The organism is Streptomyces sp. NBC_00503 (assembly GCF_036346895.1).
Taxonomy (GTDB): domain Bacteria; phylum Actinomycetota; class Actinomycetes; order Streptomycetales; family Streptomycetaceae; genus Streptomyces.
Genome location: NZ_CP107855.1, coordinates 7,144,825 through 7,159,906 on the forward strand (window position 1 = coordinate 7,144,825; position 15,082 = coordinate 7,159,906).

Genomic DNA, 15,082 nt, shown 5'->3' on the forward strand with positions numbered 1-15,082 from the left:
TGACCCCCTTCAGACGGTCCGGGCAACGGTCTCGGGCACCTGCGGGACAGAAGCCGTGGCCGGACCGTTGGTGGCCGTCGCCGTGGTGACCGCAGGAGCGGTGAGGGTCGGGTCCACGGTCAGCAGCGAGGCTCCGAGCGGCTCGGCCATCGCGCGGAGCGCGGCCTCCGAGAGCCGGATCCAGGGCTGCCCCTCACCGAGGACGGCGGCCAGTCGCTCCGCGGTGGTGAAGCCGACGGCGGTACGGGCCCCCAGCGGGGTGCGGAACAGGCGCACCACCACCTGCGCGGCTCCCGGCCGGGCCGGTACGTACAGGGGCCCGGCCGGGACCCGTTCTTCAGGCTCCGGGTCGTCTTCGTACTGGAACAAACACATGAGGCCCTCCCAGAGGAACCACGAGTGGCAGTGGGGAGGCCCCGGATGCGGGGAGGCGGTCCGGGGCACGACACCGAAGCTATCCCCGAGTTCTCACCGCAGTGGACACCCCATGACGGGACCTTGACGGCGACCGGCCGAGTCCATACGCATCGCTGACAGGCGGCGCCGGGGGCCGTCAGAAACGCGTCATGGTTTCCCGTTCTCGCGTCAGAAGGCGATAAGCGACCACCCCGCACGTTCGAAACGAGCCCTTTCATGGGATCCGGTCGATGGAGAGGCGAGGGGAAGCAGCTGTGCGAAGAGTCGTGGTCGGTGTGAGCGGAACCCCGGGCAGCCTGTCCCCCCTCGAGGCCGAGCTCGGTTTCCCGATGCTGCTCATGGCCGCGCAGTCCTTCGCAACGGCCGCGTCCGCGATCAGTCCTTGATGGCGCTCTCGCACACGGCAGGCTGCCCGGCCGCGGGCGAGGTCCCCCGCGCGAGCACCTTGCGGCCGTCCAGGAGGATCGCGCAGGTGGCCACCGCTCCCTTGGCGGGAATGATGGTCACCTTGGCGTTCTTCCCGTCGACGATCACCACTTCCTTCCGCCAGTCTCCGGCCGTATCGCCCTCGGAGTGCCGACGCACGTCGGTGTCCTCCCACGGATAGCGGCCTTCGGTGTCCTGGTAGGTGACGCCGTACGTGCCGGATCCGGAGGTCTTCGCCGTGTAGGTGATCGCCCAGGCCTTGCCGAAGTCGCCGCTGAACCGGACCGCCGCGAAGACCGCGAGCAGCCCGATCACACCCACGACCAGGGGTGTCACACAGCAAGCCGTACGCCGAGCACTCATCACACCGCTCCATCCGGACGCCCACCGTGGGCCTCCTCAGCCCCCATCCAAGCGGAGCGAAAGCGGCTGCTAATCGTCACCTTTCAGGAGGAACGGTGCCTGCATCGCAGGTCGCACTCCATGACCGAAAGGCCCACCCCGCCACCCCGCAACCCCGGCTCCGGCGCGATCTCGTAGCCCTTGACGCTCATTGATACGCCTGCGCGCTTCGCCTGATACATCCCTGACGACCAGGGTGCATACCGTCGAGAGGGTCGCCACGGCGCCCACCGGCCCGAGCGGCCGTCCCCGCCGAAGCCCCGCGTCCCGAAAGGCCCCTTTGCCCATGCGTATGCCCCCTCGCTCCCTGCGCCGCTGCCTCCTCCCCCTGACGGCCGTCGCCTCGGTCGTCCTGGGGGCCGCTTCCTGCGGCAACGCCCAGCCCGAGATCGTCGGCTCGGCGAAGGTCTCAGTACAGGACGCAACGGCCGGTTCGGCCCGGCTCACCTACGATTTCGGTGACAGCGCCTACGCGCCACCGGGCCTGGACGGCAAGCGTACGGAGCTGAAGGCCGCCGTCACCTACCCGCGCGATCTGGAGGGGGGCAAGCATCCCCTGGTGATGATGCTGCACGGCTGGGGCGACACCTGCGCCGCGGGTGACAAACCGGTCCGCGCCCAGGGCTGGCCGTGCGCCAAGGGCGCCGAGCCGGTCGGCAACTACCTGGGCTACTCCTACCTCGCCGAGGCACTGGCCGACAAGGGCTACATCGTGGTGTCGGTGGCGGCCAACGGCATCCAGGCCCAGGAGAAGAAGCAGGGCCAGGTCGCGCGGGCGGCCCTGCTGGACAAGCACATGGAGATGTGGGAGCAGCTGTCCACCGGGGAAGGCCCGCTGCGGGAGCTCAAGCAGTTCACGGACCACGTGGATCTCGACCGGGTCGGCACGCTCGGACACTCCCGCGGCGGCGGTGGTGTCCTCGCCCAGGCCCTGGACAGCCACAAGCTCCCGTCCGGCGTCCACCTCCGTGCCACCCTCGCACTCGCGCCCGCCATGAACGGCATCGACGCGGACAAGGAACACATCACCCGCGTCCCCCTCTCCCTGGTCGCCGGAACCTGCGACGCCATGTGGGAGGACAGCAAAATCCCCGTCGCGATGGCCGCCGGGAACCCGCACGTCGAACACCACGACGTACCCGGCGGCAACCACAACTTCTTCAACACGGTCTGGACACCCGGCACCGGACCGGCCTTCGCAACCGACGACGTCACCGTCGACCACCGCAACCGCCCCGGCGGCCGGTGCGAGAGCGCGAACGCAACCGGCACCCCTCAGCAGCTGAAGCCCGCCGAGCAGCGCGAGACCGCGATCCGCTACGCCACCGCGTTCTTCGACAAGTACCTGAAATAACAGCCCCGCTCCCGCCGGGCTCGCCACCCAACCCGAGGACCGGCGGCGAGAGCGGCGTCGCACCGCGGGCGATCCGGGCGCCATGAACGCGTGGCGCGACCTTGATCGATGCGGCCCGCGGTTCGTCGGCCGAATCGACCTGCGCTCAGCCGGAGGCCGGCGTCGCCGCCGCGCGGACGGCGCCGGGTCAGCTGGTTGTGGGACACCCGGGCGGCCCGTGCGACGTCCGGTACGGCCAGGGGCCGGGCCAGGTGTGCCTCGATGTGTGCGACGGCCAGGGTGACGGCCGGGTGCGGGGCGCCCTGGAGGACCGGCGGTGGCAGTTGGGCCACCCGCCAGAGCGCCGCCCAGATCTCGGCGGACGCCCGGGCCGGGGAGCCTGGTGCGGCCGCGATGGCGTTGTGGAGCAGTTCGGACAGTGCCGAGGCAGCTGCCACAGGTCCGGGAGCCGGAACACCTCCCGCGCCGCGGACGTCCCGTGCACGCCCACACCGACCACCCGTGGAGGCTCCGGACGGTCCGTGGGAGCTGTGCCTGACGATCAACGACTCGTGGGGCTACCAGCGCGCCGACGGCAACCACAAGTCGGTGGGCCAGCTGGTGCGGTTGTTCACCGAAACGATCGGGATGGGCGGCAATCCGCTGCTCGACGTCGGCCCGAAGGAGGACGGCACGATCCCGCCGGAACAGGCCGACCGGCTGCTCGGCCTCAGGGACTGGACGGCCCGCCATGCCGAGGCCGTGGGCACGGCGCCGAGCTCGGCCACCCGGTGACGGGCTGGCGATCTGATCGTTTTGATCAATAGTTCACATGGTCTTGACGTTCAAGATGCGTGGGCGAATGATTCAAGTCGTTCAGCCCACTCGCCAAGGAGCAGTACAGATGAAGGCTCAGTCCTTGCGTGTCTACGGCGCGGTGGCCGCAGCGGTGTCCCTTGCCCTGCTGACCTCCGCCTGCGGTTCCGGCTCCACCACCTCGTCGGCCCCGAAGGACGACGGCAAGCCCGTGACGATCACGTACTGGACCTGGACCGCCGGCGCCGAGGCCGCGGCCGCGGAGTTCAACAAGACGCACACCGACATCCAGGTCCAGTTCTCCCAGATCCCGGGCGGGGCTGACGGTTACAGCAAGATCAGCAACGCGATCAAGGCGGGCGCCGCGCCCGATGTGACGACCATCGAGTACGCGATGGTCCCGGAGTTCGCGAGCCAGGGTTACCTGGAGGACCTCACCGCTTCTTCGGGCGAACTGGTGAAGAAGAGCTTCCCGGCCGGCATCCAGGACCTGGTGACCTTCGGCGGAAAGACGTGGTCGGTCCCCTTCGACGCGACTCCGCAGGTGTACTTCTACCGCAAGGACCTCTTCGAGAAGTACGCGGTGTCCGTGCCGACGACGTGGGACGAGTACCGTGCGGCCGCCGAGAAGATCAAGGCGGCGGACCCCAAGGCGCGCATAGGCAACTTCCCGACCGACACTCCGCTGGAAGCCACGCTCTCCTGGCAGGCCGGCGCCAAATGGTTCCAGATCAAGGACGGCGCCTGGAAGCCCGAGATCAACGACGCCCCCTCGCAGAAGGTCGCCGCCTTCTGGCAGGGGATGCTCAAGGACGACCTGGTCTTCAACTACGGTTCCGGCACTCCGGAGGAGAACAAGTCCAGGGCCGACGGCACGTCCGCCAGCATCGTGGGCGCCGCTTGGAGCGGCGGCGGAATGATCTCCACCATGCCGGACCTCAAGGGCAAGTGGGGCGTCGCCCCCATCCCGAACTGGGGCACCCCGGCCAGCGGCATGTTCGGCGGCACCAGCTTCGCCGTGCCCAAGGGCAGCAAGCACACCAAGGCCGCCGCCGAGTTCGTCAAGTGGGTGACCACGGACCCGGCCGCGATGACGGCCCGGATCGGCGCCCTGAAGAACCCGAGCAGCAGCCTGCCCGCGAACCGGGAGATGGCCGCGGTGGCGGCGAAGGCCTTCGACACCTCCTACTTCGGCGGTCAGGACTTCTACAAGCTGACCGGCGAGCAGATCGACACGATCGTCCCCGGCTGGACCTGGGGCCCGGTCTGGGGCAAGGTCAACGCCGACTTCAAGGACGAGGCGGCCAAGAACGGTCTCGCCGGCGGTCTGGTGAAGGCCCAGGAATCGGCCCGGACCACCATCGAGAGCCGTGGGCTCAAGCTCGCCAAGTGACGCGACGGGGGCGGCCGCGAACCCTTGCGGCCACCCCCCTCCGCGGAAGCCGGAAGCCGGAAGCCGGAAGCCGGAAGCCGCACCCCGGACCCCGGCCGCCTGAAGTCTGAACCACCCGCACCGCCAAGGAGCCAACCGTGGCATCACCCCCCGTCGCTCCGGCACGCGCCGGAAACGCGCTGCGCCGCAACCAGCGCGCCGCCGCAGCCCTGTTCCTCGTCCCGTTCTTCGTCCTGTTCGCCCTCGTCATGGTGGCGCCGGTCGTCTACGCGGGGTGGATGAGCGTGTTTCGGGAGCAGTCCTCTGGACTCGGGTTCGGCGGCGTCGAACGGACCTTCGCAGGTCTGGCGAACTACTCGGCGGTGCTGGCCGATCCGGAGTTCCGTACGTCCTTCCTGCACGTCGCCACGTACTGCGTGCTGTACATCCCGGTGATGATCGGCGGCGCGCTGGGCCTGGCCCTCCTCGTCGATTCGACCTATGCCCGGGCCAAGCGCTTCTTCCAGCTCGCCTTCTTCCTGCCGCACGCCGTGCCGGGACTGATCGCCGCGATCATCTGGATCTACCTCTACACCCCCGGACTCAGCCCCGTGATCGAATGGATCGACGGCGCGGGCGGCAGCTGGAACTTCTTCTCACCCGCCAACTCCCTCTCGTCGATGGTCAACATCGCCGTCTGGCAGTGGATCGGCTACAACATGGTGATCTTCTTCGCGGCGCTCCAGGCGGTGCCCCGCGAGGTCATCGAGGCCGCCACTGTGGACGGAGCGGGCGCCTGGCGCATCGCCCTGGGCATCAAGGTGCCGATCATTCGGTCCTCCGTCGTCATGACCGTCCTGTTCACCTGCGTCGGAGCGATCCAGCTCTTCACCGAGCCCAGGCTGCTCTCCGACAAGGCGCAGGCACTGGGCAACGACTGGTCGCCCACGATGTACATAGTCAGCAAGGCCTTCATCGACCAGGACTACGCCTCCGCGGCCGCCGCGTCGCTGCTGCTGGCCCTCGTGGCCGGGGCGCTGTCCTTCTTGGTCACCCGGATCGGGAAGCGGTGGCAGGAATCATGAGCACGCAAGCCCTCCCCTCCCGCACCGTCGAGCGCACCCCCGTGCCGCCCGTCGACTCCACGGCGCCGAGCCGCCCCCGCGCCCCGCGGGCCTGGGCCTCCAAGACCGCCGTCAACACCGTACTGGTCATGCTGGCGCTCTACACGCTGATGCCGATCAGCTGGCTGCTGATCGCCGCCACCAAGAACCGCCGCGACCTCTTCGCCACCAACGGCTTCCAGTTCGGGGAGTTCAACCTCTTCTCCAACATCCACGAGGTCTTCACCCACAACGACGGCATCTACGGGCGCTGGCTGCTCAACACGGTCGTCTACGCCGTCGTCGGTTCCGCGCTCTCCTCGCTCGTCTCCGTCGCGGCCGGATACGCCTTCGACAAGTACGCCTTCGCGGGCAAGGAGAAGCTCTTCGGCGTGGTCCTCGCCGGCGTCCTCGTACCCGGGGCCGTCCTGACCCTGCCCATGTACCTGCTGGCCTCCAAGGCCGGTCTCACCAACACCTACTGGGCCCTGCTCATCCCCTCGCTCGTCAACCCGTTCGGCGTCTACCTCGCCCGCGTCTTCTCCGAGGGCTACGTGCCGTACGAGGTCATCGAGGCGGCCAGGGTCGACGGCTCCGGCGAGGTGCGGACCTTCCGCAAGATCGCGCTGCCGATGCTCGCGCCCGGATTCATGACGCTCTTCCTCTTCTCCTTCACCGCGAGCTGGAACAACTTCTACGGTGCGCTGATCATGCTCAACGACAAGAACCTGTACCCCGTCAGCCTCGGCCTCCACATGTGGAACGTCTCGACCACCGAGAGCCCCGAGATGTACTCGCTGGCCATCACGGGTTCCCTGATCGCAGTGATCCCGCTGGTGATCGCCTTCCTCTGCCTGCAGCGCTTCTGGCGATCGGGACTCACCGCCGGAGCAGTGAAGTAGATGAAGAACAAGGACTGGCTGCGGAGCGCGGTCGTCTACCAGATCTATCCCCGCAGCTTCGCCGACGGCAACGGCGACGGCGTCGGCGACCTCGCCGGCATCCGCGCCCGCCTGCCCTACCTGGCCGAACTCGGCGTCGACGCCGTCTGGATCAGCCCCTGGTACGCCTCCCCGATGGCCGACGGCGGCTACGACGTGGCCGACTACCGCGACATCGACCCGGTCTTCGGCACCCTCGCCGAGGCCGAGCAACTCATCGCCGAAGCCCACGCGCTGGGCCTGCGCATCATCATCGACCTGGTCCCCAACCACTGCTCCGATCAACACCCCTGGTTCGCCGGGGCTGTGGCCGCCGGCCCGGGATCACCGCAGCGGGACCGCTTCCATTTCCGCCCCGGACGCGGACCGGCCGGCGAACTGCCGCCCAACGACTGGCAGTCCCACTTCGGTGGCCCCGCCTGGACCAGGGTCGCCGACGGCGAGTGGTACCTGCACCTCTTCGCCCCCGAACAGCCGGACTTCGACTGGGAACACCCCGACGTCCGCGCCGAGTTCGAGGACGTCCTGAGGTTCTGGCTGGACCGCGGGGTCGACGGCTTCCGCATCGACGTCGCCGACCACCTCGCGAAGGCCCCCGGCCTGCCGGAGGTCAGCGACTACCGGGCACGCGACGCGAACGACAACCCGTGGACCGACCAGGACCCGGTGCACGAGGTCTACCGTTCCTGGCGTACCGTCCCCGACTCCTACGAGGGCGAGCGGGTCTTCGTGGGAGAGATCTGGCTCGAGGACCGGGACCGCTTCCGTGCCTACCTGCGTCCCGACGAACTCCACACCGCCTTCAACTTCCCCTTCCTCGGCACCGCTTGGGACGCCAAAGCGCTGCGCACGGTCATCGACCGCACCCTCGCGGACCACGGGCCGGTCGGCGCGGTCCCGACCTGGGTGCTCTCCAACCACGACGTCATCCGCCACGTCACGCGCTACGGCAGGGCCGACACCCGGCACAGCTGGGATCCGGTCACCGAAGGCGTCCCCGTCGACCTCGCCCTCGGCAGGCGCCGCGCCCGCGCCGCGGCGCTGCTCACCCTGGCCCTGCCCGGCTGCGCATACGTCTACCAGGGCGAGGAACTCGGCCTGGCCGAGGTCGAGGACATCGCGGCCGAGCTGCTCCAGGACCCGAGGTGGCCCCGCTCCGGATTCACCGACCGGGGCCGCGACGGCTGCAGGGTGCCGCTGCCCTGGTCCGGGGACGGGGCCCCGTACGGGTTCAGCCCCGAGGGCGCGACGAACAGCCCCTGGCTCCCGCAGCCCCCGGACTGGGCCGGGTTCAGCGCCGCCGCGCAGCAGGGCGACCCGGCTTCCACGCTGGAGCTCTACCGCGGCGCCCTGGGCCTGCGCCGCAAGGAACCCGACCTGGTGGCGGGGGAGTTCGCATGGCTCCCGGCCCCGGACGGGGTCCTCGCCTTCACCCGCGGCGCCGGTTTCACCTGCCTCGTCAACCTAGGCGTCGACGCCGTCGAACTGCCACCTCGCTCCAGCCTCCTGCTGGCCAGTGGGCCGCTCACCGGGAGCGGACTGCTGCCAGGAGGAACCGCCGTGTGGATGCGAACCGCCTGACGGCGCCGTGACCACTGTGAGGAGCCGGCCCGCAGCCGTGGGGGCGCAGGGGCCGGCTCCGTCCCGCCTCCCGATCCCGAAGGGAACGCGATATGACCACCCGCCCCACACCCGCACAACTCGCCTGGCAGAGAGGCGGGTTCGGTCTCTTCCTGCACTTCGGCATCAACACCTTCAACGGCCGCGAGTGGAGCGACGGCACGCTGGACCCGGCCACCTTCGACCCGACCGCCCTGGACACCCGGCAATGGGTGCGGACCGCGGTCGCGGCCGGCGCCAGGTACGTCGTCCTCACCGCCAAGCACCACGACGGGTTCTGCCTCTGGCCGACCGCCACCACCGCGTACTCGGTCGCCTCGTCGCCCTGGCGCGACGGCCGGGGCGACGTCGTCGCCGAACTCGCCGAAGCCTGCCGGGAAGCGGACATCGGACTGGGCCTCTACCTGTCCCCCTGGGACCGCAACGCGCCCTGCTACGAAGACCCCGGAGCCTACGACGCCTTCTACCTGGAGCAGCTCACCGAGCTGTGCACCCAGTACGGCCCCCTGTACGAGCTGTGGTTCGACGGCGCGGGATCCGAGGGCAGGACCTACGACTGGGACGCCGTCACGGCCGTCATCGCCGAACACCAGCCGGACGCCATGGTGTTCAACATGGGCTCCCCGACGATCCGCTGGATCGGCAACGAGGACGGCCTGGCGGCCGACCCCTGCCGGTACACCGTCGACACGACCGGCATCAGCATCTACGACGACGGCGCGGCCCCGCTCGGCCGGGCCCGGTACCTGCCGCCCGAGTGCGACGTACCCATCCGCGGGCACTGGTTCTGGCAGCCGGACGACCTGCACACCCTCAAGAGCCGCGATCACCTCCTCGCCATCTGGTACCGCTCGCTCGGACTCGGGGCCGGCCTGCTCCTGAACGTCCCGCCGGATCGCACGGGCCGCATCGACCCCGCGGACCGCGCGCGCCTGCTCGAATTCACCACGGAGGTGCAACGGAGCTTCGCCCGGCCCTTCGTCCCGCGGCTGGCCACCGGACCGGGCGGCACGGTCGAGGCCCGGTTCACGAGGCCCGTCGTGCTCGACCACCTGGAACTGAACGAAGAGCTCACGGACGGCCAGTTCATCAGCGGGCACGAGATCCTGGTGGACGGCGAGGTCATCGCCTCCGGCCGGACCGTCGGCGTCCGCCGCATCCACGCGTTCCCTCCCGTGGAGGTCACCAAGCTGAGCATCCGGCTCACCGGCCCCGGCAGCCGACTGGCCGGCCTGTCGGGATTCTTCACGGGACGTGGAGCCGCCCCCGCGCTCGAAGAGCAACCCCGCGGCGCCACGGAGAAGTTCGAGGACCCCGTCCACTGACCGGCCGCCTCCACCCATCCATCCACCTACCGAAGACGGGAAACCGACCCTTGTCCACCTCGCCCGACCCCCGCCGCCACGTCCTCGTCGTCGGCATAGACGGGGTACGACTCGACGCGCTCCCCGCCGTGGCCACACCGCACCTCGACGCGGTGGCCGCCGCCGGATTCCTCGGCCCCATCGAGATCGACGAGGCCACGCCCACGATGTCCGGTCCCTGCTGGGCCACCGTCGTCACCGGAGTGGGCATCGCCAAGCACGGCGTCTACGGCAACAACTTCGCGGGCCACCGCCTCGACGTGTTCCCGGACTTCACCACCAGGCTCGCCCAGGAGAACGGCCGCAAGACCTTCGTGGCCGCCGGCTGGGAGCCGCTGCTGCTCGCCCGCCAGGGCGGCCCGCTGTTCGCCGCACCCAGCAGGCTCTCGTACGTCGCACCGCGCGCGGACACCAGCGAGGACTGGCAGGTCTGCGACGACCAGGTCACCGGGGAAGCCGTCCACGTGCTGGCGACCGACGACCCGGAGGTCTCCTTCGTCTACCTCGGCTCGGTCGACGAGACCGGACACCTGCTCGGCTGCGGGGACGCGTACCTGCGGGCGATAGAGCGGGCCGACGAACGCCTCGGCCGCCTGCTCGACACGGTCCGCGCCCGTCCCGGATACGCACGGGAGACCTGGACCGTCATCGTCGTCACCGACCACGGCCACCGGGACAGCGGCGGCCACGGCGGTCGTAGCGTCGAGGAGCGGACGGCCTGGGTCGCCTGCTGCGGCCCGGACGTCCCCACCGCAACTCCCGCCCGGGAGCTGCGCTTCGAGGACGTCGCTGCGCAGGTGTACGCGAGCCTCGGGCTCACCGCCGACTCGCACTGGACCCTCGACGGACTGCCGTTCTCGGCCCCCGTCGCCCCCGTACCGGCCGGGGTCTGACGTGCGGGCGGTCTTCTTCGACATGGACGGGACGCTGATCGACTCCGAGCCGCTGTGGTGGCAGGCGGCCGAAGCGGTGGCCGCGTCCCTGGCGTACACGCTGACGGAGGCCGACGTGGCCGACGTCGTAGGACGGTCGGTTGCGGACACGGCCGGCCACCTGCACGCCGCCGGCGGGGCCACGCGGACGGTGGTGGAGATCGAGGAGGACCTCCTGGCCGGATTCCACGAGCGGGTCGCCCGCGGCCCCCGGCTCATGCCGGGGGCGGTGGAACTCCTCGACGCGCTGGCCGCGGCCGGCGTCCCGATCGGGCTGGTCTCCGCTTCCCCCCGCCCGATCGTGGACCTGGTCCTGGAGCGGCTCGGCGCACACCGGTTCGCCGTGACCGTGGCGGAGGGCGAGACCCCGAGGACCAAGCCGCATCCCGACCCCTACCTCGCCGCGGCGAAGGCCCTGGGCGTCGATGCCCGGTCCTGCGTGGCCGTGGAGGACAGCCCCACGGGTACGGCCTCCGCCCAGGCGGCCGGCTGCGCGGTCCTGGTCGTCCCCTCCACCGTGCCGGTGGAGCCGGCCGCTGGGCGGCTGGTCCTGGAGCGGCTGACCGAGGCGGACCCGGAGCTGCTGCGTTCCCTCGTGGTCCGGGTCAGCCCAGGACGACCTCGATCTCCTGGGTGGCTCCCGCCTTCCCGGTGAGGTCCCCGAAGGTGAGCGTGAGGGCGGAGCCGGTGGTCGCGGAGGTGACCGTGGCCGGCTTGGAGATCACGGAGGCCACCGGGCGGTTCCAGGTGACCGTGAGGGCGGTCCGCATCCGCATGGGGTCCGACACGCAGAGGGTGGCGGTGCCGTCGCCGTGCTCCCGCACCAGTACGCAGGCGGGGTTGTCGGCGGTGAGGGCGCCGACCGTGCCGGCGAACCAGAAGTTGACGGCGGTGACGCCGAGCGAGGGCACCGCGATGCCCTGCTGGTCGTTGTCGTTGGCGAGGACGGTCAGCCAGCCGGCGGCGGCGGCCCGTGCCGCCGTGGCCGCGGTGGTGGCCCCGGGCATCAGGATGTGGACGCAGGCCGCGTCCACCGGGTCCACGCCGTGGTCGATCCAGAGGGTCAGGTAGCGGCGGGTGATCGGGTCGGTGGTGCCGCTGGTGTTGACGTCGTGCCAGGACCCGGTCCTGGCCTGGCGCAGCGCCTTGACCGTGGCTCCGCCGGGGAACACGTACCCGCCGTGGCCGGCGATCTGTGCCCAGTTGGTTCCGGTGAGCGTGGCCGACCAGCCGAGGGCCGCGGACTGGGCGGCGCCGTTGACGGTGAGGGCCTGGGTTCCCGCGGCGCCGAGGTTGCGGTTGTCGATCACGGTCTCCACCGCGACGCCGTCGGTGCCCCGGACGGCGCCCGCGAGGCAGACGATCGAGTCGGCCAGGCAGAACCAGGACTTCTTCGCGTACAGCGTGCTGGACAACCCGCGGACGAACTGGCCGATGGCCGCGTACTCTCCGTCGGTGGCGCCGCCGACCCAGTTCACGTCCGGCCGCGGCAGGCCCCAGGCGCCGCCCTCGGCGTCGGCGAGGGCCTTCTTCGAGACGGTGGTCCCGGGCAGCCGGTACGGGTCGACGGTGGCCCAGAAGCCGTCGGTGTACTGGCCGTTGGCGTACGTGTCCCCCCACCACTGGAGCATTCCGGCGCCGGCGTGCCAGCCGCGCAGGTTCTCCCCGTTGCCCGTTTCGTAGTACCCCATCCGCTTCGAGGCCATGCTGATGGAGGCCGCCCAGCCGGGCCGGCGGTGGACGGCCCGGTCCATGCCGGGGAAGATCCGGTGCGCGGTCGGCTCGGCGATCGCGGTGACGGCGCTGTCGTCCTGTACGGCCTTGAGCCGGGCCAGCGCCGCGATGCCCAGGTCGGTGTCGGTGAGGACGGGGCTGTAGTAGTCGCGCTGGATCCAGCCCTTCACCACACCGCGCCAGCGCTGGTTCTCCGCACTGCTCGCCGCGCCGCCCAGCAGGACGATGGACGAGAGGACGCCGTGGCCGCGGCCGTGGTCGCCGCCCTGGAACCCGTACGCGTTGGTCCTCGGGTTGCCCCGGCTGGTGGAGCGCCCGGAGACCGAGTCCATCATCAGGCCGTTGTAGAGGAACGGGGCGAAGGATCCTTCCACCGAGTCGAAGATGATCTGCCGGTTGGTGTCGCCGACCGCCCAGGGCGAACCGCTCAGGAGGGAGAAGAGGCTCGCCAGTCCGCCGAGCAGCACCGCGCCGTAGGAGCCGGTGTAGGCGAGGTAGTTGTGCTGGACGAACGATCCGTCGGCGTAGAAGCCGTCGCCACTGGTGACGAAGGGGAAGACGGGGGAGAGGGCGCCCCGCGCGAGCGTGATCTTGGCGTCGCTCTTGCCGAGGACGCCGCGCAGCGCCAGCGAGCGGCACAGATCGACCCGGTTGGCTCCGGTACTGGTTCCGGTGTAGCTCGTGACCGAGGAGTCGGGGACGAACTTGTCGACGGCGGCGAGGTGGTTGGCGATCTGGGTGGCGGAGAGCTGGTCGTAGAGGACCGTGGTGATGTCCAGCAGGAGCTGCGGAGAACCGATCTGGAAGTCCCACCAGTTGCCGAACTGGCTCTTCGACGGGTTGTAGGCCTGGTTGTACAGGTGGTCCAGGCCGGTCTTGATCTCTTGCGCCAGCGCCGTGCTGCCGGTCAGCCCGGTGCCGGGCTGGGCGTGGGCCTGAGCCATGGTGGCCAGGCGGGCGTAGCTGCCGGTGATCGAGCTGGAGACGGTCAGGGGCAGGTCCGGCCAGAGGGATCCGCTGACGGCGGCCATCGTGGACCGGACCTCGGAGGCCTGGGTGCCCAGCAGTGCGAGCTTCTGGGCGAAGGGGGCGGCCGCCGGGTCGAACCCGGTGCCCAGCACCATGTCCCGCCACTTGAGGCGGAGGGTGTCGTAGGCGTCGACGGCGAACGCGCCGCCGGCCGATGCGAGGACGCCGGCCGAGGAGGCCGAGCCGAGCAGGACGGCGGTGCCGGAGAGGCGGAGGAAGGAACGGCGGGACCATGGGCTGGACATGGAGCCTCCAGGGTGGGGGCGTGACCGTCTGGCCGGACGGCATGCCACGGCCGCGAGCGGGGTCCGCGCGCGGCAGGAGGCGACCGCTCGGCATCGAGGCGGTGACGGGGTGGGAGCGGGGAGGGGGCGTTCCGCTCACCGGATTTCTAGCATGTGATCGAAATATGACTCAAGAGTCGTGCAGGGATCGATTCGTTCGAACGGTCATATCTGTACGCGGCGAGCGAGCGCCGCACGAGTCCCGGACGCGCAGTTGGGGCAGCAGGTCGATGTGGAGCCGGGGCGCGGGGACGGTCGGGGGCCCCGTGTTCGCGGCGGCCCGGCCGTCGATCCGGTCGAGCAGCAGCCCGGCGGCCGCCGCGCCGACCGCGTGCCGGGGCGGGGCCACGGCGGTCAGCGCCGGCTCGGACAGCCCGGACACCTCGTCGTCGTAGACCACCAGCGCGAGGTCCTCGGGGACGCGGATCCCCAGGGCCTGGAGGCGCGGCAGGAGGACGACGGCGTCGGCGTCGGTGTGCACGAGCGCGGCGGTGACCCCGTGATCGCGCACACCGGCACGCAGGTGCTCCAGGGTGAGGTCGTAGCGGTGCGACTCGGAGGCGGGAGTGCCCGGGCCGAAGCCGGGAGCCACCGCGGCGGGAAGGCCCAGGGTGGCCAGGGCGGTCTCGAAGCCCGCCTTCAACTGCTGTGCGTGCGGGCTGTTCTGGAGTGCGTAAGCGATGCGCCGGTGGCCCAGGGAGGCCAGGTGGTGGACGGCGGATCCCGCCCCGTGGGCCGCGTCGGAACGCACCCGGTCGAGGGCGTCGGCCGGGCTGCCGGTCCTGGTCCACCGTTCGACCAGGACGGTCGGCACGGAGGCCTCCAGGACGGCGTCGGCCTCCCCGGGGCCGGGTGCTCCGTCCTCCCAGCTGGGGGCCACCAGCAGGCCGTGCACCCCGGAGGTCGTGAGCCGCCGTATCCGGGTGCGGTCCTCGTCGGCGAAGTAGCCGGAGAGCGAGAGCACGAGCCGCGCCCCGCGCATGGCCAGCACGCTGCGGGCACCCTGGACGATCTCGGAGAACGAGTAGTGCATGGTCGGCACGACCATCCCGACCACGGTCCCCTCCGCGGCCCGCGGGGCGGCCCGTGCGGGGGTGGGGACCGGCCGACCGGTCCCCGGCCACACCAGAGCGCCGTGGATCCGCCCGAGCCGCCCCTCGGAGACGAGGATCTCCGCGTCGCGGCGGACGGTGGCCATCGAGACGTCCAGCAGGACGGCGAGGTCGGCGACGGGCAGGCTGACGTGGTCGCGCACGATCGCGACCGCCCGTTCGTGTCGCTCGCGGACGTGTTCTCGCACGGGCCCCCC

General features: G+C 70.8%; 12 protein-coding genes and 1 pseudogene. 9 read left to right on the forward strand and 4 right to left on the reverse strand.

The genetic code is table 11. The features are described 5' to 3' along the window. Window positions 1-9 precede the first annotated feature (9 nt). On the reverse strand, window positions 10-375 hold the full coding sequence (locus tag OG490_RS32560) for an SAV_915 family protein (protein ID WP_330299850.1): 366 nt from the start codon (window positions 373-375) through the stop codon (window positions 10-12). A gap of 417 nt (window positions 376-792) precedes the next feature. Continuing rightward, a complete protein-coding gene (locus tag OG490_RS32565) occupies window positions 793-1,206 on the reverse strand; it encodes a hypothetical protein (protein WP_330299851.1) in 414 nt (137 codons plus the stop codon). Window positions 1,207-1,531: 325 nt separating this feature from the next. On the opposite strand from OG490_RS32565, the gene OG490_RS32570 reads away from it, so the two are divergent. The 9 genes and pseudogenes from OG490_RS32570 (at window position 1,532) to OG490_RS32610 (ending at window position 11,381) form a co-directional block, all read left to right on the forward strand. Then, the gene (locus OG490_RS32570) at window positions 1,532-2,599 is read left to right on the forward strand and encodes an alpha/beta hydrolase family protein (RefSeq protein WP_330299852.1); all 1,068 of its coding nucleotides are present in this window, start codon (window positions 1,532-1,534) and stop codon (window positions 2,597-2,599) included. A 498-nt stretch (window positions 2,600-3,097) separates the two neighbouring features. Next, a pseudogene (locus OG490_RS32575) lies at window positions 3,098-3,343 on the forward strand (alpha-L-fucosidase); the annotation flags it as partial. A 139-nt stretch (window positions 3,344-3,482) separates the two neighbouring features. Next, entirely contained in the window at window positions 3,483-4,787 is a 1,305-nt protein-coding gene (locus OG490_RS32580) for an ABC transporter substrate-binding protein (RefSeq protein WP_330299853.1), read from the forward strand. A 248-nt stretch (window positions 4,788-5,035) separates the two neighbouring features. Then, the gene (locus OG490_RS32585) at window positions 5,036-5,851 is read left to right on the forward strand and encodes a carbohydrate ABC transporter permease (protein WP_443065999.1); all 816 of its coding nucleotides are present in this window, start codon (window positions 5,036-5,038) and stop codon (window positions 5,849-5,851) included. After that, on the forward strand, window positions 5,848-6,771 hold the full coding sequence (locus OG490_RS32590) for a carbohydrate ABC transporter permease (RefSeq protein WP_443065902.1): 924 nt from the start codon (window positions 5,848-5,850) through the stop codon (window positions 6,769-6,771). The genes OG490_RS32585 and OG490_RS32590 overlap by 4 nt, the downstream gene beginning before the upstream one ends. After that, a complete protein-coding gene (locus OG490_RS32595; RefSeq protein ID WP_330299855.1) occupies window positions 6,772-8,391 on the forward strand; it encodes a glycoside hydrolase family 13 protein in 1,620 nt (539 codons plus the stop codon). Window positions 8,392-8,483: 92 nt separating this feature from the next. Continuing rightward, window positions 8,484-9,755, forward strand: coding sequence for an alpha-L-fucosidase (locus tag OG490_RS32600; protein WP_330299856.1), 1,272 nt, complete (start codon window positions 8,484-8,486; stop codon window positions 9,753-9,755). 50 nt (window positions 9,756-9,805) lie between these two features. Beyond that, window positions 9,806-10,687, forward strand: coding sequence for an alkaline phosphatase family protein (locus tag OG490_RS32605; RefSeq protein ID WP_330299857.1), 882 nt, complete (start codon window positions 9,806-9,808; stop codon window positions 10,685-10,687). A 1-nt stretch (window position 10,688) separates the two neighbouring features. Continuing rightward, the gene (locus tag OG490_RS32610; protein WP_330299858.1) at window positions 10,689-11,381 is read left to right on the forward strand and encodes an HAD family hydrolase; all 693 of its coding nucleotides are present in this window, start codon (window positions 10,689-10,691) and stop codon (window positions 11,379-11,381) included. On the opposite strand, the gene OG490_RS32615 is transcribed toward OG490_RS32610, so the two are convergent. Continuing rightward, on the reverse strand, window positions 11,332-13,734 hold the full coding sequence (locus tag OG490_RS32615; protein ID WP_330299859.1) for a polysaccharide lyase 8 family protein: 2,403 nt from the start codon (window positions 13,732-13,734) through the stop codon (window positions 11,332-11,334). The genes OG490_RS32610 and OG490_RS32615 overlap by 50 nt on opposite strands. A gap of 169 nt (window positions 13,735-13,903) precedes the next feature. Next, the gene (locus OG490_RS32620) at window positions 13,904-15,073 is read right to left on the reverse strand and encodes a LacI family DNA-binding transcriptional regulator (protein ID WP_330299860.1); all 1,170 of its coding nucleotides are present in this window, start codon (window positions 15,071-15,073) and stop codon (window positions 13,904-13,906) included. Window positions 15,074-15,082 lie beyond the last annotated feature (9 nt).